The sequence below is a fragment of the Companilactobacillus sp. FL22-3 genome (genome assembly GCF_054881455.1).
In genome coordinates, this window is the sequence record NZ_JBTYYZ010000006.1 from 129,436 (window position 1) to 151,411 (window position 21,976).

Genomic DNA, 21,976 nt, shown 5'->3' on the forward strand with positions numbered 1-21,976 from the left:
TTATGGGGTAATGCTACCTTTAAGAAAATTAGCTTTTTCGTCTTGTAAATCGTCCGCAAAAACGACTCGGGTAATTATTTGGCTTAATTCTTCTGGAGTTTCCTGCATGCCTTCTTTGACCCAACGTTTCAAAATTCCTTGTATTCCTAACATGATGTAAGTCTCCTGATAGGTACTGAATGGGGGACGATCGAATGGCTGATGAGTGGTGGAGTGCATTTTTCCCAATAATTTAGTATTACCTTCGACAAAGGCTAAGTTACTTATTTGTGGATGTTGATAAAATCCCTCTAATATTCGTTTCATAGCTTCAAGGGGCGTGATATCTTGCGGGAGATCGATACTTTTTAAAAATTCTGTTTCAATTGAATCTACACACATGTATACGTCGGTGTAATAACGGTAAAAGGTTGTTCGATTGACGGCAGCTTTTTGACAGACTTCGGTGACCGTGATGGCATCGATTTTTTTCTCTTCTAAAAGTGACAAAACTGTCTTTTTGATCAGGCTTTTAGTGTGTTGGGCCCGCTTGTTATTCTTTATTCCAACCATAGTTTCTCCTCATAAGTGCAACACTTTGTCTTGAATTGATGATTGAATATCTTAAAGTATTTTTCTATTATATGAAGACATAGTGTTGTATTAATACTTGTTTAACAAATAAATTATCATAACTAAGCAAAAATAGATACGGGAGAGAATAATTATGCTGGAGTTAAAACATATTAAGAAGTATTACCATGTTGGTGATTCAGTAACAAAGGCTTTAGACGATGTTTCGATAGCTTTTCGTAAGCAAGAGTTTGTTGCAATTTTAGGACCGAGTGGTTCAGGTAAAACGACGATGCTTAACGGGATCGGTGGCTTGGATATTTATGATTCAGGTGATCTAGTCATCAAAGGCAAGTCGACTAAAGATTTTACTGAGGCTGATTGGGATGCTTATCGTAACAATTCGGTTGGCTTTATCTTCCAAAGTTACAATATTATCAGTCACTTGAGTATTCTCGATAATGTGGAAATGGGAATGACCTTAAGTGGGGTCGGCAATGAAGAAAAACGTCGTAAAGCTACTGAAGCTTTGGAACGAGTGGGATTAGGTCCGCATATCAACAAGCGTCCTAATCAATTGTCAGGTGGGCAATTACAACGAGTGGCAATTGCGCGGGCGATTGCCAATGACCCAGAGATTTTACTTTGTGATGAACCAACAGGAGCGCTGGATACAGAAACTAGTCAGGAAATCATGCAACTGATCAAAGAATTGTCGGCCGAACGGTTGGTAATTATGGTCACTCACAATCCAACTTTGGCAAAACAATACGCTGACAGAATTATTAATTTTGCTGATGGTAAGATTCAGGATGACTCTAATCCTTATGTAGAAGATGTGTCGAAAGATAATTTTGAGTTGAAAAAGACCAAAATGACTTTCTGGACAGCTTTGAAATTATCATTTACCAACTTGAAGACTAAGAAAGCTCGAACCGCACTGACAGCTTTTGCTTCCAGTATTGGGATTATCAGTATTGCAATCGTGTTAGCCTTGTCTTCAGGCTTCCAGAAACAAATTGATAAAACACAAAGCAATACGTTAGCTCAATTCCCAGTCACGATATCACAGACCGCTTCGAAACAGACTGCACCAAGTAAATCGGTGAAGAATTCGAATTCGAAAAAAGTTACCGCTAAATTGAGCCAACAAGAAAAGATGACTCATACTAATAAGTTGAATAAGAGTTACCTAAATTATGTTAAGAATTTGAGCCCTGAATTGAGTAAGGATATCACTTATAACTATTCAACAGGGATGAACTTGTTGAGTAAAACTGATGGCAAAGTCAAGACAGTTCAATTTTCCAACACTAATGGTTCTTCAAGCACAATGAGCGGAATGACTGCTGCCATGGCATCTACAACCGGTATTGGTGGTTCCGTTTATCCTTCATCTGATAACAATGGTCTGAACTTCTTGAAGAAGCATTACAAAGTTATCGCCGGAACTACTCCCAAGAATGAAAATGATGTCATTTTAATTGTTGACCGTGATAATTCGACTAATATCAATGCTTTGAAAAATATCGGCTTGAATGTCAAAAGTGGCCAAAAGTTAGATTTCAATAAAATTGTTGGGAAAGAATTCAAAATCGTCGCTAATAACGATTACTATACGGAAGTTTCCGATAATTTATATACCCCTAATCCTGACCTAACTCAAATTTATGATAATAGTAACAATAAGACCGTCAAGATTGCTGGGATTATGAAAGTCAGATCTAAGTCTTCTGAGAATATTTTAGCCTCAGGAATAGCTTATAGTGACAAGTTAACTCAAGAGATAATTGAGACTAATAAAAATTCAGAGATTGTTAAAGCTCAAAAAGCTAGTGATACCAACGTTTTGACTGGTTCTAGCGTTGACAGTACAACCAAAGAATCATTGGTCAGTTATCTCGGTGGTTCAGCTACTCCATCAAGTATTATGATTTATCCAAGTACCTTTAAGAATAAAGATAAAGTCCTCAGTTATTTAGATAAATATAACAAGGGTAAAAAAGCTTCTGATAAAGTCATTTATACTGATTTAGCGGGACAAGTTTCAGACTTAACCGGTGGTTTGATGGATGCAATTACTTACGTCTTGATTGCTTTTGCCGGAATCTCACTAGTGACAAGTATGATTATGATTGCCATCATCACTTACACTTCAGTTCTTGAAAGGACTAAAGAAATCGGTATTCTTAAGGCATTGGGAGCTAGAAAGAAAGATATAACCCGAGTCTTTGATGCGGAAACAACGATCTTGGGTGTTTCTTCAGGATTGCTTGGCGTAATCATCGCTTGGTTAGCTACATTCCCAATCAATATTATTTTACAAAATATGACCGACTTGAAGAATGTGGCCCAATTGAATCCAGTCCATGCCTTGATTTTGATCGTAATCAGTACCGTTCTAACAGTTCTCGGTGGACATATCCCCGCAAAAATGGCCGCTAAGAAAGATGCTGCCACTGCCTTGCGTTCAGAATAAGTATTTTTTTATATCATCTTAGGTAAGAGAAATCTGATTTAGGAGTAACGATAATCCTTTTGTGGTTGTCAGATGAAATATGATAATTTCATCCGATGCCATGAAAGGATTTTTTTGTTTCAACTATTTTATTGAGGATTAAATTTAGGATTTAGTAATTTTGAGATAAAATTTTTATTTTATAGGAAGAAAACTTTTAACTTTTGGCAAGCTTTTTTTAAATTAGTAATATAATAAAGCGTGTACACAAGTAATTAATTATTTGGATATAACATTATTAAGTAATTGATAAACAGATATTTTTAAAGTGCAAGTATTTGAATTATACATTACTCATGCATAATTCATCGTAAATCGGGGGGACTTTAAGATGAAAAAAAAGAATGTTAAATATATAGGTAGCGCTGTGGCAGTTGCATTACTAGCTGCGGGTGCTCCAGTAGTGGTTCCTATGGTAATCCCAGATTCAAATATAACAGTAAGTGCTGATGGTATCGATTATAATCCACCAGCCGATTTACCAATAACGAAATTTCTTTCTGATTTTATGAATCAATTTGAAGATCAGTATGTATCTAATGATGACGTTTTTGTTGCGGCATTAAACCAAAAAATTGATTATTACAATGAGTGGGGTATATTGTACTCGTATTTTGATCCCAAAAATCCTGCACATATGAGAGATTTGCAAAGTGATCCAGCTGTTGATTATTTAAAGAGTAGTTTGCCGGATAAACAAGATAGTGATCCACTTCAAAATGGGGATAATTATTATTATCGTGATGTTTTAGGGTCACTGACACTAACTGATGGTAATGGTCAACCTATCGTTTTACACAGTATTGATGATTATCGTACCGTTGTAGATGAGTTTAAAAATAATAAAATTGCTTTTCCTATTACTGTAGATATTAATTGAGTTAAGTCTACCAGTACAAATGATGGGGTGGGAACATACAACCCACCATCATTGGATACTCCTGGTGTAACAGATGATATGATACATAAAACTGTTGTTGTCAGTATGAGTAAATTTGATGTTACGGAAGATACAACGACTCCAAACGCAACAGTGGGGACTAAATTATCTGATATATCATCGACTGATAACAAGAATACTTTCAATGTTACAGATAGATATGCTGACACTAATAAAGACGGAGCAAGAACGCCTATTTATGGTCAAAGCTTGTTTACAGGTGATTCTGCTGGACGTACAGCGGCACTTGCATATGCCAAAACGGCAACATTTGATCCAACTTCTACTACTAGTGGAAATGTAAGCTCAGGTACACTAGATTCTGATGGTAAAATTCTAAAAACAGGAAAATATTATCAAACAATTACATACAAATTAGCTAACGATACTGATAAGGCAATAGAGGCCATGTTAGCTGGAACAAAAGATGATTCAACCAATCAAAAGGTTTCTCCTTATAGTGTCTTTATTAATGGTGGTAGTACGGCAGCAACAGATGGAACGGATTATGCATATAACAAAAATACTGGAACAATAACAGTACTTCGTCCAATTAATGTTATGGATATTGTCAAGCCAGAATTAGAAACTCCAAATTCTTCTGTTGGTGAATTGGCTAGTTCCTTAAAGGATACAACTGGTGACAAATTAATCGATGATAACGGACAAACTGTTCCAACAAGCGACGTAAACATTGATGATACTTATTACACCGATAAAACTGTAAATAATAATAATATAGCCACTGGGTTAGTCGGCAGTGATGGCAAATTTACTAAGGCTGGAACGTATTGGCGTAAAATCACATTCACCCTAAGTGATGGTGACGTAAGCTCTATAACTAATAATGGTGGAGCAATTAATGCCACGGGCAAGCAATTAACTTATGTTCAAGAAGTGGACATAAAAGACTCTGCTAAATTAACAGTAGCTGATGCTACGGCTAATGCTGGTGAATTAACGTCAGTAGAAAGTGCTACAACCGGTAATGATGTAACTGGTAAAGATGGATCACTACTCAATCAAGACGAGGGTGATTACAAAGGTGTCAGTTTTGGGACTGATTATTATGACGTTAACTCGGATAACGTAAGTAAAAGTACTGTTTTAAATGGTACTGCCGGTTCCCCAACAAGTGGTGTTGTTACGGATGGTAAATTTACTAAAGCGGGAACATATTTGAGAACAATCACTTTTTATTTAATACAAGGAGCAATTTCAAACAATGCCTTCACTGGTCTTGATCCTGACGTTAAAGAAATTGAAAAAAATAGTACCGTTATGTATGTTCAAACAATAACAATTAATCCTCATGAAGTCATACCAACGATAAATGATGTCCATACTATGATCGGAACTTCGGTTACAGCTAACGAATTACATGATCCAAGTACTGTTGAGTTGCCAGGTAGAGATAATTCGCTTCTAAATAAAACTGAGGGTGATAACAAATCCGGAATTTCCTTTGGAAATACTTATTACGATGATTCAACATTAAATAATGTAACGAAAAATATTTCTGCAAAAGGTAGATTAAATGCCGCTACGACGTATCATCGTTTAGTTACATTTTATTTAACAGATGCAGCTTATAATCAATTTCATTTTAATGGTTCATTTACACATAGTGATAAAGATGAATCAATAAGTTATATGCAAGATGTAATTGTTGACCCATCAACAAAAACTGCAACCTTTGGTAAACATGATTTAGATGTTACGTATAATACGGCCACAAATTCAAGTACATTGACGGAAACTTCAGATTATACATTAGCCGATGATGATGGAAATACAGGTTCTATTGAAGACAATGCTTCTTTGGATGGAAAATATTATGCTACAGAAGCTGAAGCTAAAGCTGGAACTAATGCTTTAACAGTTGCTAATTTAACAAATTTTCTATCTCCATATTATCGTGTTATTACTATTAAAGTAAAATCAGGAGATGGCTACTTATATAGCTATCCTGGTGCCAGTTTTGTTGATGCTGATAATGATAAAGTGCAATATATTCAAAAAATCAGTGTCAATAAGGAAATTGCAACCATAAATGTACCTAGTGAAAGTGTGGTTTCAGGAAGTGCTCTAGCTGGAATTAAACAGGATACTACTACGATCACAGATAGTAGTAGTAATTCTATTGGTACTGGAGTGGCTGGAACAACTTATTATGATGATCCAGCCGATGCAATTAATAATAGTTCGGATACGTCAAGTAGAATTATCACCGATAGAGTGCCAAGAGTCACTGGTCCAAATGGTACTATGTATAGAACCATCACATTTACTTTAAATAGTGGAGCAGGTTCGAACTATACTTTTAAAGGTGCAGACGGTGATGTTGAGGGTACTAATTTTAAAATTGACAGCGCTACCGATACAATCACTTATGCGCAACCAATTAGTATTACTCTTGGTCCAGTCAGTGAAATAAATATAGTTCCTCAAAAAGTTAATGTAGGCTCACAATCAACTGTCGATCCCACTGATATTACTGTCAAAATCCAACAAAGTTTTTTCGGCATTTCAGTGATTGACGAAAGTAAAGAAATTGGAGTTGGAACGGTTTATTATGATAAAGACACTAAAGCGGTAGATACTGACGTATTAGATGCAAATGGAAACTTTAGTAAAACTGGCTCGTTCTATCGAGAAGTAATTATTCCGTTGAAACAGAAATATTATGCTACAACATATGACTTTTCTAAAGGTACCAAAACTGGGGTTAGTGATCAATATGTCAACGTTAATGCAGGAGGAGAAGAAGAAGGTGCTACTGTAACTTATCTTCAAGAAGTTGACGTGATTGCACAACAAGGTAAAGGGAATGCCCCAGATAAACATACTTATACTGGAGTTCCCATTACAGAGTTGAATACAACATCTGATTATACTTTGACCAATAGTGATGGTACTGTAAATCTTTCTAGCGGCGTAACTTTTGGAACTAATTATTATCCTACAGCTCAAGATGCTGTAGCTGGTACTAATGAAATTGCCAATGCAGATACGAATGGCGACTTTGATAATGCCGGTGATTATTATAGAACGGTCACTTTCACAGTAAATCCCGATGATGTTGATAAATATGATTTTACTGATGAATTTAATGATGTGAAACCAGTCGTTACTACAGTAAATGGTGTGACGACGGTTATGTATGTACAACATATTCATGTTGATAAAAATGTTGCCACAGCAACGATTACTCATGAAAAAGTTGTAGCTGATTCTAATATCACAGATGTGCCACAACCAGATCCAACTGTGAATACTTTGCTTGATAAAAATATTCAACCTGATACTCAAGAGGGACATACGGTTGTTACAAATGATGGTAAAGATGTTACAGCTGATAATTCTCAATACTACGATAGTAATAATCCTGAGAGTTACGATCCAAATAACACAAGCAAATATGTCATAAATGGTAAATTTACTAAAGCAGGTATATATTATCGTCGAATTACATTTAATTTAATTTCTGGTGTTTCAGCAGCTGATGAGTTTAAAGGAAAAGATGTTGTCTTAGTCAGCAAGACTGACAATAGTGTTACTTACCTTCAACCAGTTGATGTCATACTTAACACAGCTGTTGCCAATGTTGTTGGTGCTTCAGCAACTGCTGGTCAATCAGTAACTGATGCCAAAGTGGATACTGATGGAACTAGTGACATTACATACACTGTTGGAGGAACTACTGGTTCAATCGTAGACTCTATCAGTTATGGAGATTCCTACTATCAGAATGCAACTGACTTTATGAATGGTGTTAGTCCAGTTGGAAAGACTTTCACTACATCTAGAGACTTCTATCGAGTTATTACCTTCAAGTTGAAGGCTAATGCGCTAGAAGGGAATACATTGGATGACGATATTCACACTACTACGACAAATACTGATGGTACTGTAAGTGTCAGTTATGCTCAAGCAATTTCAGTTGGAAAGAGTTCCGCAAAACCTAATATTGCTGGTACAAAAGCCCCAATTAGTGTTCCTGCTGGATCTAGTGTTAGTGGTGAACAAACAGGTGAATCTAATACTGTTACTGGAGTAACTTCAGATGGTACTGAAGGCTTAATCAATGATGGAACTGTTTCATTTGGAACGGACTACTATTCAACGGCAGATACTAATAATACTGTTGCGACCGTTTTAGCCGGGACAGCCAATAAGACTGATGGTGTCATTTCTGGTGATAGTTACATTAAACCAGGAACCTACTACCGTACAGTGACTGTACCTCTTAAAGAGGGGTCTAACTTGGCTAATAGTTTTGATCCTACAACTTCGAAACTAAGTGAAGATGGTAAGTCAGTTACATACGCTCAAACTATTACGATTGGTTCGCTTTCAGTTAAAGGCAACGCGGATGCAATTTCAGTCACTGCTGGAACTAAGACTGATGATTCTAAACTAACAAGTACGACTGGTTACACTTTGACCAATGGAGATAATACAGTTGACGCTACAGTTTCGGTTGATTCGACGCATTATTATAAGAGTGCTGCCGATGCTTTAGCTGGAAAAAATGAAGTAACTTTAGATAGTTTCGTAGATAGTACTGCTACTTATTACCGTGTTGTAACCTTTACACCAGCAGCCGGTACAATTGATGAATATACGACGACTGACCCTAATACCAGGGTGAACTTGGATAAGGGTACCGTTACTTACGCTCAAGCCATTACAGTAGAAAAAAGTGCGGCGGAACCAAATATTGCTGGTACAACAACCTCAATTAATGTTGATTCAGGTTCTAGTGTTAGTGGTGAACAAGGTAAAGAAAAGAACGGTATCGATGGAATCAATGCAGATGGTACTAAGGGCTCAATTGTTAATGGAACTATTTCATTTGGAACGGACTACTATTCAACGGCAGATACTAATAATACTGTTGCGACCGTTTTAGCCGGGACAGCCAATAAGACTGATGGTGTCGTTTATGGTGATAGTTACATTAAACCAGGAACCTACTACCGTACAGTGACTGTACCTCTTAAAAAGGGGGCTAATTTGGCTAATAGTTTTGAACCTACTACTTCAAAACCAAGTGCTGATGGTAAGAGCGTTACTTACGTTCAAACGATTACTATCAACGCTAATAAGGCTACTATTAAAGCTGATAATCCGATTTCAGCTACTGCAGGTGAGTCAATAACATCATTACCTGCTGTTGATGGCTATACTTTGAATGTAGCTGGAGATAAAGTTTCAGCTAAGGTACGTACTGACAATAAGATTTACAAGTCCTTTAGTAATAAAGTTCTTAGTGATGAACTTAAAGGCAATGAGTTCCCAAGTGCTGGGACTTATTATCGTGTGATTACCTTTACACCAACTGATGCTAGTGAATATACATTTGATGATCCAAGTGTTATTTCAAATGAAAATGGTGTTATTACCTATGTTCAAGCAATCACTGTTGATACAACATCAGCCAAAGTAAATTCAACAGAAGTTTCTGCAACAGTTGGGGATAAAGCCTCATCTCTTACAACCGCTGCTAATGCAACATTAACGACTGATAGTGGTAATGTTGAAGCAGAAGTTACAGTTGGTAAAGCGGTTTACCGTTCATCGACAGGCGCTTTAACTAAGAATTCTAAAGATGAAGTAAATACATTTGATGATACTAATGCTTATTATCGTGTGATTACTTTCAAGCCAAAAGATGGGAATGCTAAGCAATATTCATTTGATGATGAGAACGTTAAAATAAGTGCAGATGGGACAACAATTACTTATGCTCAACCAATCACTGTTAAGCCAAAGTCAGGTACTAAAGGTATTCAAATTGGTCCTGATGTTGCTAACAAGACTGTAAAAGTTGATATTAGTAGTGTCGGTATAAATAAAGACTTGGAGTTAACTGATGGCTACACTTTGAAGGATGGGGACAACTCATTAATTGATACAAGTGTTCCTAATGGTGGAATCGGATTTAGTGCAGAATATTATGAATTAGCAGATGCCACTAAATCAAATCCTACAGTCGATGATTTAGGTGCCAAAGTTGATTCAAGCATTGCAAATCTTTATACAATCACAAAGCCAAATGATTACTACCGTAAGGTTATTTTCAACGTAACTCCTGAGACGATTAAAAATTATGACTTTTCATCAATTTATGGAAAAGTAGTAGGAAATACGGTAGTGTTTGTAAAAAAGATTTCTGCCTTAAAGAATCGAGCATACGCAAATATTTCTACTCCAAGCGTTAGTTACAATACGTCAGCTAATTCATCAAGTTTGAAAGTTCCAACTGGTGTAACTTTGCAAGATGATGCTGATAAGAATATTAATTCTGGAACTCCAGAACTTAGTGGCATTTTCAGTACTGAAGATGCTGCCAAGAATGCTACTTCAGATACGGGTGATGTAACTGGTAATTTGCAAGATGGTCCTTACTATCAAAGAGTTACTTTCCTATTGTCTGATAATGATAGTAATGCCTACGACTTTGGTGATGGAGTTGTTGCTAAAGATGGTAAGTCTGTAACTTATATCCGTACTATCACAGTCAAACCAAATTCAGGCGGTTCAAGTGGTAATTCCGGCAATAACTCAGGAAGCGATGCTGATAACAATGGCAGTGGCGACGAAGACGAATGGACCTATTATAAAGATCCAGGAGTTGTCACAACCAAGATGACACGACCATCGTATTCATTGAATAATCGAGCTAATGAAACTGTTGAAAACCGTGCTCTAGCTCAAGATACTTCATGGATTACTGATCAGTATCGGACTAACAAAGCAGGTGTAAAGCAATATCGTGTTGCTACCGGCGAGTGGATCGATTCGAATGATGTTTACTTCCGTGAAAATTCAACTGGTAATAATGGCGATGATGATTGGACTTACTACAATAATCCAGGGGTTGTCACAACCAAGACAACACAACCATCATATTCATTGAATAATCGAGCTAACGAAACTGTTGAAAACCGTGCTCTAGCCCAAGATACTTCATGGATTACTGATCAATATCGGACTAACAAAGCGGGTGTAAAACAATATCGTGTTGCTACTGGCGAATGGATTGATTCTCACGATGTTGTCTTTAACGGTCAAACGACTGATGAAGAAGATGGCTGGACTTACTACAAAGATCCCGGTATCGTTGTCACAAAGCCAGATCAAGAATATTATTCACTAAATAACCGAGCAAATGATACGATTAAGAATCGGGCTTTAATGGAAAAGACTTCATGGATCACCGATCAATATCGGACTAATCGTCAAGGAGTAAAACAATATCGTGTTGCAACGAATGAGTGGATTGATTCGCATGATGTTATTTTTACAAAGAATGTCAAGCAAATCGTCAACGTTGATGAAACAGCACCTTATTACAGTCTCTATACGATATATGGACAATTAGTTCAAAATCGGGCTCTTGAACAGGAGACATCATGGTTTTCTGATAAAGTAGCTTACGCTGATGATGGAACTGTTTATTATCGTGTTGCAACGAATGAATGGGTCAAACAAATTGATGGTGTTCATTTGGCTTCGTATGCATGGTATAAGTATTAAAGATAATTAAATAGGACTTTCGAATTGTAAATTTCAATTCGAAGGTCCTATTTGTTTTGCGAAATAAAGAAGACTAATATATAGTAAACACAAGTAAACATTAACGAGGAAAATAATGGCAAGTATTAGAGATATAGCAAAGATGGCTGGAGTTTCAGCAGCAAGCGTTTCAAGAATTCTAAATAATGATAAAAGTTTTAGTATCAATGATAATACTCGGCAACGAGTGATTGAGATCGCTAACCGACTACATTATTCTAAAGAAGAAAATCTTAAAGGGCCTCGTTATAAAAATAATGGGATGTCAGTGGGATTGATTTTAAGACACGATGAGGAATCTGAATTAAAAGATCCCTATTTTTTGGCAATTAGACGTGGAATTGAAGAGGAAGCAGCTAAATGGAGATTACAAGTTTTTAATGCATTTAGAATGCGTGATAAAGAAAAAGATTGGGACAAATTGGCTAATTATGGTGCAGTTATAATGATTGGCGAGATGACAGAGTCAGCAATGAATAAGATTCTGGAGAAGAATTCAAATATAGTCCTAGTTGACAATTATATTAGTGATGAAAGATTTGATCGTATTCAGACAGATTTTATTGAAAAAACACAAAAAATATTAAACTTATTGTATGACATGGGACATCGTAATATAGCCTTTGTCGGTGGTAGAAGTAGCATCGTAGATGTTGATGGTACTCGAATGAATAGTCGCCATGAAGTAAGGGCTGATAGTTATGAGAAATGGATGCGGTTAAAAGGATTAAATGAATATATTAGTACAAATGTTGGACATTGGTCTGCAGAGGATGCTTTGAGTATGACGGAGGAAATTTTGAAACAGTCAGTTATTCCTAGTGCAATTGTAGTTGCTAGTGATCCCATGGCGATGGGTGTTTACAAAGCTATAAATAATGCGGGACTTAAAATTCCCAATGATATTTCGATAGTGAGCTTTGATGACGTAGAAATGAATAAATATTTAACGCCCACGTTGTCGAGTGTCAAAATGGATTCTGAGGAAATGGGAAGAATGGCCGTAAGAGTAGCGCAGAATCAGATGATTGAGCCCAGAAGAATGCCGATTCAAATCGTTTGCTCCAGTGAACTGAAAGTCAGAGACTCAGTGAAAAATATTTCAAAAGAAAAATAATTGAATTTGAAAATGCTTATTATTTGAAAAAATGGTAAGTATTTTTTATTAGCTCTTGTGTAAACGTTAACTAAACGATTATAGTAATCTTTGTAAACGTTTACAGATTGATTGAAGAGAGGGAAACATGAAATGAAAAATATTTTAAATGCATTTCAGAAGAAAATGGGGCCAATATCTGAACTCATTGGTGCTAATAAATATCTTCTAAGTTTACGTGATGGATTCATGTTAGCTTTTCCAGCCACTATGTTTGGATCGATCATGGTTATTTTGCAAAATTTACCAACTACCTTTGGTTTCAGCGGATTTTTACCAAAATGGTTTAATGATTTTCTAGTTAACTTTTTTGGCCCAGTTAGTAATGCTACAATGTCTGTTTCTGCTTTATTCATTGTTTTTGGAATTGGATATCAACTTGCTGGTCATGAAGGCCAACAAAAGATTTTTGCGGGTGCCATTTCACTATCTAGTTTCTTGATGCTATTGCCCATAGGTACTGACAAGAAATTGGGCTCATTTATTGCTATCAATGATTTAGGTGCTCAAGGAATGTTTGTGGGTATTATTACTGCTATAATCGCTACGAAAATTTACTGTGCTATTAGTGCCGCACATATAACCATCAAAATGCCAGCTTCAGTGCCTCCAATGATTGCTGAATCATTTGTTGCCATAATTCCCGGAGCTGCTCCATTATTATTATTTAATATTATTCGCTATGCCTTTACATTTACTTCTTGGGGCAATGCAGTTGATTTTGTTTATGAAATTTTACAACAACCTCTAATGGGATTGGGTGGAACTTTGCCAGCGGTACTTATAGCTGTCTTCTTTACTCAATTGTTCTGGTGGTTTGGTGTTCATGGAACTTTACTTGTTAACTCAATTATTGATCCTATTATGGGTGCTTTGGCAATTCAAAACTACAATGCTTATAAAGCTGGAGCAGCTCATTTACCAAATATTATTAATACTACATTCATGGGTGTTTTTGTTAACCAAGGTATGCAATTAGGTTGTGCCATTGTTTTTGCATTTTTCTTAGCTAAATCAGTACGAATGAAAACAACTATGAAGACTGTTTTTGCACCAGCCATTTTTAATGTGTCTGAACCAATGACCTATGGACTGCCAATTGTTTTAAATCCTGTTCTGTTAGTTCCTTGGGTTTTAGCTCCATTAGTATCAACTACCATTTCATATTTTGCTATTGCATCAGGGATGGTTCCAAGACCAATTGGTGCAACAGTTGTTTGGACTACGCCGATCTTCTTAGCAGGATGGTTAGGTACTGGATCCATTGCAGGTGCTATCTTGCAAATCGTTGATGTCATCGTTATGACATTAATTTGGATACCTTTCTTGAAGTCAATGGATAATGAATTCTTGAGAGAAGAACAAGAGGTCTCAAAAACTGAAGAAGCAGGATTAAAAGCGGAAAATCAAAAGAGTTAATTAGGAGATAAGGAATTATGAGAACTGATACGTTGAGGTATAAATATGGGTATAATGCCAGTCAAAATGATCTTTATAACACATTGGTAAATGAACAATTAAAATATTTTCAACGTACCAATCCACAAATAAGACATTTGACCCCAGGCACTACTATTGAAGCGGAATTAACAACTAAAATGAAGCGAATTGCGACGACGAATAAAATGAGCATAAAAAATATGGTGAAGAATGAACTGTTTCAAATGGAAACAGAGCAACCTGATGGGAAAATAGTTCAAACTTATCAATTTGAAACGAATAAAAGAGGAAAGAAATTCTTAGTTTACTCCGAAAGAAATACTTTCAAAAATACACGTAATCAGACTAATTTTATGTTTATTAGTTTACTTTATAAATTTTTCTATAATCGTGGTGTAAGAAAAAGAATGAAATATTTAGACGATTTAGCCGTGAATTAACTAAGAAGTATCGAAAGGAAAGTATTTTCATATGATAGATATAATTTCAAATAAAATATTTCATTTACATAATAGTAAAATTAGTTATTTATTTTGGATTATGCCGAATAATCAATTGGGACATATTTACTATGGGAAAAATTTGGGTGAATTAAATGATGATGACGTAGAGTATTTAATTCAGCAGGAAAGTAAATCAGCAGGGACAGTAAAGTATTCTGAAAGTATAAAGAATTTTACACTGGCAGATCGAGAACCAGAATATCCAGTATATGGTTCTTCAGATTTTCGTGAAGGTGCAATCGATATTTCTCAAAACGATGAACAATGGTATGCTGACTTTAAATATAAATCTTATTCTATTAACAAAACAAAGATTCGTGATTTAGACATCCCAGCGACATATTCCAATAATGATACTGACTCTGAGACATTAGATGTGATATCTGAAGACGAAGAACACTTGCTTAGACTGCATGAGTTTTTCACTATTTTTAAAGATTATGGAGTAATAGTTCGTAGCCAAAAATTAATTAATTTAGGAAAAAAAGATATTGATATCAACAATATGATGAGTGGTGTTCTAAGTTTGCCAACGGCAAATTATGATTTTTTAAGTTTATCAGGAGCCTGGTTGAAAGAAAGACAGATTAAGCGTCGCCATATTGAGCAAGGAATCACTTCAATAGAGTCACTAAAAGGTGCATCTAGTCATCAGCAGAATCCGTTTGCAGCTTTAGTCAGTGATAATGCCACCACAAATAGTGGGGATATTTATGCATCTAACCTAATTTATTCAGGTAACTTTTTGAATCAGGTCGAAGTTAATGAGTGGAACAAGACTAGATTGTCCATTGGAATTAATCCCAAATATTTCCAATGGAGATTAAGTGAGAACGAAAGTTTTAAAACTCCGGAAGCAATATTGTATTACAGTGGCAGTGGATTCAATGGACTTATCAACGAAACTAATGGATTTACTGAAGATCATATTATAGATACCAAATGGAAGAATGATTTGCGTCCTGTTGTCTTCAATAATTGGGAAGCCACTTACTTTGACTTTAATGAAGAAAAATTATTATCTTTGGCACGTGAGAGTAAAGAGCTAGGAATGGAATGCTTTGTCCTTGACGATGGTTGGTATGGACATAGAGATGATGATCGTAGTTCTTTGGGAAATTGGGTTACTGATAAAGCCAAGTTTCCATATGGTTTAGGACATTTTTCCAAACAGATTCATCAAATGGGAATGAAGTTTGGGCTTTGGTTTGAACCAGAAATGGTATCTCCAGATACAGAGTTGTATAAAAATCATCCTGATTGGGTAGTTCACCATCCTTATAATCGAGTATCGATAGGGCGAGGGCAATACGTTTTAGATTTTACTAATCCTGAAGTGGTTAAAACGATTTATCAACAAATGAAATCAATAATTTCAGAAACAAAGTTGGACTATATTAAGTGGGATATGAACCGTAATATAACAGAAGCTTATTCGACTTATCTAAAAAAAATTGGAAGACCTCAAGGGGAGTTTTTCCACCGGTATATCAAAGGTGTTTATTCTTTGTACAGCATGATTTTATCAAGTTTCCCTAATATTTTAATCGAAGGCTGTTCTGGCGGTGGCGGTCGTTACGATTTAGGAATTCTTTATTATAGTCCACAAATTTGGCCCAGCGATGACAGTGATGCCGTTGAAAAATTGTCTATTATGACAGGAACGACTTTAGCGTATCCATTATCGACTTTTAGTAACCATTTATCAGCTGTCCCTAATGATCAAGTTAAGAGAACAGAATCAATAAAATTTAGACAGGATTTAGCTAGCTTTGGACCATTGGGATTTGAATTGGATTTGAATAAATTGACTGATGAAGACAAAGAATGTATCAAACAACAAATTGAATTTTACAAAGATAATCGTCAATTATTATTGCATGGTAAGTTCCGCCAAGTTTTGGATTTGAATCCCGAAAGTAATGAAGTTGCATTTGGTGTAAAAAATTCAGAAAGTATTTTTATTGGATTTTTCCGGAAGATGACAAAACCTAATTCGGCTGTTAAACGGTACTTACCAATCTCTTTTATTGATGAAAATAGAAGATATGTTATTAATAATGAAACGTCAGTAAGTGGGTCAGTATTAAAATATTCAGGCTTATTGGAACCTTATGAATTTGATGGTGCAAATAGTGAAACGGCTCAAGTATCAGGTGATTATCAATCTTGGACATATCTTTTGAGGTCAAAGAAAAATTAAGAGGTTTATCAATGAAATCAATAGATACTTTTTTATATGGTGGAGACTATAATCCTGAACAATGGTTAGATCATCCAAAGATTCTTCAACAAGATCTAAAGTTAATGAAGTAAGCCAAAATTAATACTGTAACTTTGGGTACTTTTTCGTGGGCATCTTTAGAACCGAGGGAAAATGAATATCATTTTGAATGGTTAGATAAGGTCTTTGACGACATTTATAAAATAGGAGGACATATAATATTAGCCACTCCAAGTGGTGGACGCCCTAAATGGATGAGTCAGAAATATCCAGAGGTCAATAGAGTTGATGAATATGGGCATCGTCACATGGCGGGCTTTCGTCATAACCATTGTTATTCATCTCCAATTTATCGAAAAGAAACAAATAAAATCAATACTTTGTTAGCAAAAAGATATGGGAATCATCCAGCCTTATTAATGTGGCATGTTTCTAATGAATATTCGGGAGAATGTTACTGTAAAATATGTCAGGATAACTGGCGCAAATGGCTAAAAAAGAAGTATCAAACACTTGATAATCTTAATGAAGCTTGGTATTTACGTGTTTGGAGTGGATTGTATAGTGATTGGAGTCAGGTTATGCCACCAACTCCTTTGGGTGAGACTAAAGTTCACGGAATGGATTTGGATTGGAAAAGATTTGTAACCGACATGACAATTGATTTTTATAAGTCTGAAATAAAGCCTTTAAGAGAAATAACGCCTAATATTCCAATAACTACAAACTTTATGGCAGAAGGTATGGATCATGGAGATTTTTATCCTATCACAGGTCTAAATTACGGTAAATTTGCAAAGTATCTGGATGTTATAAGCTGGGACAGCTATCCAGTATGGCACAATAATTATGAAACATTAGCTGAAACAGCGATGAAGACAGGATATGTACACGATCAATTTTATTCACTGAAACATCAACCGTTTATTGTTATGGAATCAACACCAAGTTATGTGAATTGGCTTCAATATAATAAATCCAAACGTCCGGGAATGAATATTTTAAGTAGTATTCAACAAATTGCTCATGGATCAGAAAGCACTTTATATTTCCAAATTAGACAGTCTCAAGGTAACTCAGAAAAATATCATGGTGCGGTAATTGAACATGATGGATCAAAGAACAATCGGGTTTATCAAGAAGTTTCCCAATATGGTGAAATGCTAGCTGATATCTCAGAAATAAAGCATGCTAAAAGAGTATCTAAAGTCGGTATTTATTACGATTGGGAAAGTAATTGGGCCTTTAATCGTGGAGGTGGCTTTGGTCGCCCTACTAGGTTAGGCATTCAAACATTGCAAAAACATTATTCAATATTTTGGGGTCAAGATATATCATGCAGTATTCTTGGCGAAGATGATGATTTTTCAAATTATGATTTAATCATAGCTCCGATTTTATATATGAATAAGGAAAAAGTGGTTGATAAATTAACTGAATATGTGAGATCCGGTGGAGTATTAGTTTCTAGTTATTTTACTGGGATGGTTGATAAATATGATCGTGTTAATTTATATGGATTACCTAAGAAATTGAGTGAGTTGTTTGGCTTGAATACAAAAGAAATTGATACTCTATATCCTGATGAACATGGTCATATTTTATATAATGGGAAAGAGTATTTGAGTAAAGACTTTAATCAAGTTATCGAAACAACAACGGCTAAAACACTTGGTAAATATATAAATAATTTTTATCAAGGGACTCCAGCAATAGTGAAGAATGATTATGGTAAAGGAAGTGCATATTACTTAGCCACGAGAATGAGTCGTGATTTCTTGAAAGATTTTTATAAACCAATTATAAAAGAGTTGAATTTGAGAAATAACTTTATATCCAAGTCAGTATATGAAGTCTCTTGTCAAAACAGATACAAAAATGGATACGTTTATCATTTTTTGATGAATTTTTCTGAAAAGAAGCAAGCTATTGAAACCAATCGAGAAACTACGAATGTTTTGGATGGTTCGATTGTAGGTAAAAATATTGTTTTAAAGAAATATGGCACTTTGATTTTAAAAGAAAAATATAGTTAGTTAAAAAGTCACCTAAATGGAAGAAATTTTCCTTAGGTGACTTTTTAGATTAGAACTAGTAAATTTTAAATTCTTACAATAATCTTGCCCACAGAATCTCGGTGCAAAAGCATTTCTAATCCATCGACTAGTTGATCAAACGGTAAAACTTCAGTAATGCTAGGATCAATCCGCTTTTGACTAGCGAGTTGTAATAATTCACCAGCCATGATACCTAGATCTTTCTTTTGCGTCAGTGAATTGCCATGATGGGCACCGCCAAGATTTAAAGTGGTAACGCTGAGGCCTTTATCAAACAAGATATCGTTGTCATCAAGTGTTGGGCCATCCACGATACAGACTAATTCGCCATTGTAGCTGAGCCGTTCTGTTACGTCTAATTTGGCTTCGGCGCCACTGACTGTATTGAGAATCAAGTCCACACCGGAGTTATTAGTATATTTCATTATTTCGGCGGTTACATTTTGATTCTTATAGTCGATAATTTTATCAGGCTGAAATTTTTCAACGAAGGCAGTCTTGGCAGTAGAAACGGTGGTGATAACTTTGAGTCCTTGAAGTTTGGCCAATTGAATGGCAATCGAACCTACGCCACCAGCGCCTGCGTGAATGAGAATATTTTTCTTGCCGGTCAAATTCATCTTCCGAAAGATGGCCTGATATGCTGTCATGGCCCCACATAGAAGTGCTGAAGCTGTTTCAAAGCTGACATTATCCGGCAGTTTTGTGAGGCAGTATTCGGGGAAAATTGCATATTCAGCGAAGACACCGTCATTTTGTAAATTATTGTGACCAGATACACGATCACCAGGTTTAAATCGGGTCACATTTTCTCCGACGGCTTCAACTATTCCCGCGGCATCGAGTCCAAAGATATGTGGATATTTGAAGTTGGGAAGTGGTTGTGAGATAAGTTTGTAATCGACGGGATTAAGGCCAATACTGTTAACTTTGATCAAAACTTGCTCTGGACCAGGTTTTGGAGTCGAAACAGTTTCTTGTCTTAGGTTTGTTAGACCAGATTGTTTAGGATCAGTGAATAAGTAAGCTTGCATAAAGATTCCTCCGGTAAACATATTATTTTAATTATACTGTTGTTTTGTTTGCTTGAAAAAGAATATCCCTGATACAATAAATCAAAATAAATTTATTACATTTTGTTGACAAAATATCATTATTTCAGAAATATGTAACAGAAATGTATTAAGCAAATTATTTTCGGGCTCGTATAATGAAACTATTTAGAAGGATGATTTTAAAGTGGAGGTAGTCTCATAAGAGTTAAAAGGCGAAAGATAAAAAAGTATCTCAAATTTTTCTTGATGATATGTATTGTAGTTGCTGGATTGAGCTATTATTTTAACAATTCCTATGCTTCAAGTGGCAATGATAATGAGAAGACCAATCAGGTCATCAAAAAGAAGCAAAAGATCATCAAGACAAATTTGACCAATTATTTAAATAGTGTAACTAAAGATGGTACGGCAAGTGTGAGTTTTTACAATTTAGGTGCTGTTGAGGGCAGCAGTTCGGCAGATGACAAGGAAGCCAAACTTTACCAAAAGGGCAGTTTAGAAGTCGAGTCAAATGCCAAGGCCGTGAATATTTCGGCAAGTACATATAAACTCTATATCGCAGCTTTCTTGATGAATCAAAAGCTACAAGGGGCTTTCAGTTGGACAGATGAGAATGAGGATGGCTTTGAACGAATGATCGTTAACAGCGACAATGACTTTTCTGAACAACAGATCGTCAATTATGGTGCGAGCGCGTTGAGTAATTTCACTCAGAGTCAAGGTTGGTATCCGAATGTCTTTCAAGATGGTCAGGCGACTCAAACGACCAGTTATAGTCTGCAGTTATTGCTTGAAGATCTAGCTTCAGGATCAGGCGCTTTTCAAAATAAGTCTGATCAAAAAAAGATCCTAAAGTGGATGGGTGAGCAAAACTATCGTACGGGTATTCCTACTGGTGCAGCTGCAGCTGATGCGGGTACGACGGTACAAGACAAGGTCGGCTTTTTAGACGATGTGAACAATGATGCCGGTATTGTAACTTTACCTAATGGACAGCGATATATTCTGGTCATTATGACTCACGGACACAACCAAAGTGATTTCAGTGGTTTCCCACGAATAGCTAAGATTGCTAAGAATGTTCAAGAAATTGTTTATGGTGCTGATGCCGGCAAGCAATTGAATAATTATTAGATACAAAAAGAGAGTTAGGTGACCACACCTAGCTCTCTTTTGATATCAAGCGGCTGAGAATTGCCACCCTTGTTTGAGATATCTAATCCATTATACACTTTAAAAGGTCATTTGGATATCACTTCCTTAAAATAAGAAAATTCAATTAAAAAATCATACTCAATTAATGCAATTTAAAAGGATTAATTATATAATTGTCCCTAATAAATCAACGGAGGCCAAAAGGAATGGCACGAAAAGTTATCTTATACATCGCAGAAACCCTCGATGGTTATATTGCTGAAAAAGATGGCACTATTGATTTTTTAACTAATAGCGATTTTAGCTCTGGCGATACAGCTGACCACGAATATGAAAAATTAGTAAAGCACATTGATACAGTAGTTATGGGGCGTCATACTTATTCACAGATAGTTAACGAGTTATCGCCTAATGATTATCCATATGGCAATTTCGAGAATTACATTTTGACAACTCATCCGACTGAAGGCATCGACAATATTCATTTTATTCACGATGATGTTAGTGATTTAGTTGAAATGTTGAAACAACAGCCTTCCAAAAAGGATATCTGGATCATCGGCGGCAGCAGTATCATTGCGCCATTAGTTAATAAAGACTTGATCGATGTCTATGAAATTTGTATTGTTCCAATCGTTTTGGGCAGTGGCATCCCCTTGTTCTCTGAAAAGACTAACTTTAAGGAATTGAACTTAGAGTCAGCTAAGAAGATCAATGGTGTGGCTTATCTAACCTATTCTAAATAACAAAATTACATTAGACGTGGATGTGATTTTTTCCACGACAAAGCCC

11 protein-coding genes and 1 pseudogene are annotated in these 21,976 nt (G+C 35.8%); 10 read left to right on the plus strand and 2 right to left on the minus strand.

The genetic code is table 11. The features are described from left to right. Positions 1-552 (minus strand): TetR/AcrR family transcriptional regulator, encoded by a 552-nt coding sequence (locus ACYT32_RS07090; protein WP_395265299.1) that lies wholly within the window; start codon positions 550-552, stop codon positions 1-3. Between the two features lie 154 nt (positions 553-706). Here ACYT32_RS07090 and ACYT32_RS07095 point away from each other — a divergent pair, with 154 nt between their 5' ends. The 8 genes and pseudogenes from ACYT32_RS07095 (at position 707) to ACYT32_RS07130 (ending at position 18,953) form a co-directional block, all read left to right on the plus strand. Further along, positions 707-3,031, plus strand: a complete 2,325-nt coding sequence (locus ACYT32_RS07095) for an ABC transporter ATP-binding protein/permease (protein ID WP_395265298.1) — start codon at positions 707-709, stop codon at positions 3,029-3,031. A 370-nt stretch (positions 3,032-3,401) separates the two neighbouring features. Further along, on the plus strand, positions 3,402-3,950 hold the full coding sequence (locus ACYT32_RS07100) for a hypothetical protein (protein ID WP_395265297.1): 549 nt from the start codon (positions 3,402-3,404) through the stop codon (positions 3,948-3,950). A gap of 78 nt (positions 3,951-4,028) precedes the next feature. Further along, positions 4,029-11,555, plus strand: coding sequence for a hypothetical protein (locus tag ACYT32_RS07105; protein WP_461793383.1), 7,527 nt, complete (start codon positions 4,029-4,031; stop codon positions 11,553-11,555). 115 nt (positions 11,556-11,670) lie between these two features. Further along, on the plus strand, positions 11,671-12,711 hold the full coding sequence (locus tag ACYT32_RS07110) for a LacI family DNA-binding transcriptional regulator (RefSeq protein ID WP_395265295.1): 1,041 nt from the start codon (positions 11,671-11,673) through the stop codon (positions 12,709-12,711). Between the two features lie 132 nt (positions 12,712-12,843). After that, entirely contained in the window at positions 12,844-14,169 is a 1,326-nt protein-coding gene (locus ACYT32_RS07115; RefSeq protein WP_395265294.1) for a PTS sugar transporter subunit IIC, read from the plus strand. Between the two features lie 17 nt (positions 14,170-14,186). Then, positions 14,187-14,630, plus strand: a complete 444-nt coding sequence (locus ACYT32_RS07120) for a DUF3284 domain-containing protein (protein ID WP_395265293.1) — start codon at positions 14,187-14,189, stop codon at positions 14,628-14,630. Between the two features lie 31 nt (positions 14,631-14,661). Next, positions 14,662-16,896: an alpha-galactosidase gene (locus ACYT32_RS07125; protein WP_395265292.1), complete on the plus strand. Its 2,235-nt coding sequence runs from the start codon at positions 14,662-14,664 to the stop codon at positions 16,894-16,896. Between the two features lie 11 nt (positions 16,897-16,907). Beyond that, positions 16,908-18,953: pseudogene (locus tag ACYT32_RS07130) on the plus strand (beta-galactosidase). 65 nt (positions 18,954-19,018) lie between these two features. On the opposite strand, the gene ACYT32_RS07135 reads toward ACYT32_RS07130, so the two are convergent. Beyond that, complete coding sequence (locus tag ACYT32_RS07135; RefSeq protein ID WP_395265291.1) at positions 19,019-20,008, minus strand: zinc-binding dehydrogenase; 990 nt, start codon at positions 20,006-20,008, stop codon at positions 19,019-19,021. A 291-nt stretch (positions 20,009-20,299) separates the two neighbouring features. On the opposite strand from ACYT32_RS07135, the gene ACYT32_RS07140 reads away from it, so the two are divergent. After that, entirely contained in the window at positions 20,300-21,163 is an 864-nt protein-coding gene (locus tag ACYT32_RS07140; RefSeq protein WP_461793384.1) for a serine hydrolase, read from the plus strand. A gap of 227 nt (positions 21,164-21,390) precedes the next feature. Further along, entirely contained in the window at positions 21,391-21,930 is a 540-nt protein-coding gene (locus ACYT32_RS07145) for a dihydrofolate reductase family protein (protein WP_395265289.1), read from the plus strand. Positions 21,931-21,976: the final 46 nt, after the last annotated feature.

What these genes read in the sequence shown, in the direction of transcription:
- ACYT32_RS07135 (WP_395265291.1), bottom strand. Translation starts at nt 20,008, where the DNA reads ATGCAAGCTTACTTATTCACTGATCCTAAACAATCTGGTCTAACAAAC.
- ACYT32_RS07095 (WP_395265298.1), top strand. Translation starts at nt 707, where the DNA reads ATGCTGGAGTTAAAACATATTAAGAAGTATTACCATGTTGGTGATTCA.
- ACYT32_RS07115 (WP_395265294.1), top strand. Translation starts at nt 12,844, where the DNA reads ATGAAAAATATTTTAAATGCATTTCAGAAGAAAATGGGGCCAATATCT.
- ACYT32_RS07145 (WP_395265289.1), top strand. Translation starts at nt 21,391, where the DNA reads ATGGCACGAAAAGTTATCTTATACATCGCAGAAACCCTCGATGGTTAT.
- ACYT32_RS07105 (WP_461793383.1), top strand. Translation starts at nt 4,029, where the DNA reads ATGATACATAAAACTGTTGTTGTCAGTATGAGTAAATTTGATGTTACG.
- ACYT32_RS07090 (WP_395265299.1), bottom strand. Translation starts at nt 552, where the DNA reads ATGGTTGGAATAAAGAATAACAAGCGGGCCCAACACACTAAAAGCCTG.
- ACYT32_RS07120 (WP_395265293.1), top strand. Translation starts at nt 14,187, where the DNA reads ATGAGAACTGATACGTTGAGGTATAAATATGGGTATAATGCCAGTCAA.
- ACYT32_RS07125 (WP_395265292.1), top strand. Translation starts at nt 14,662, where the DNA reads ATGATAGATATAATTTCAAATAAAATATTTCATTTACATAATAGTAAA.
- ACYT32_RS07110 (WP_395265295.1), top strand. Translation starts at nt 11,671, where the DNA reads ATGGCAAGTATTAGAGATATAGCAAAGATGGCTGGAGTTTCAGCAGCA.
- ACYT32_RS07100 (WP_395265297.1), top strand. Translation starts at nt 3,402, where the DNA reads ATGAAAAAAAAGAATGTTAAATATATAGGTAGCGCTGTGGCAGTTGCA.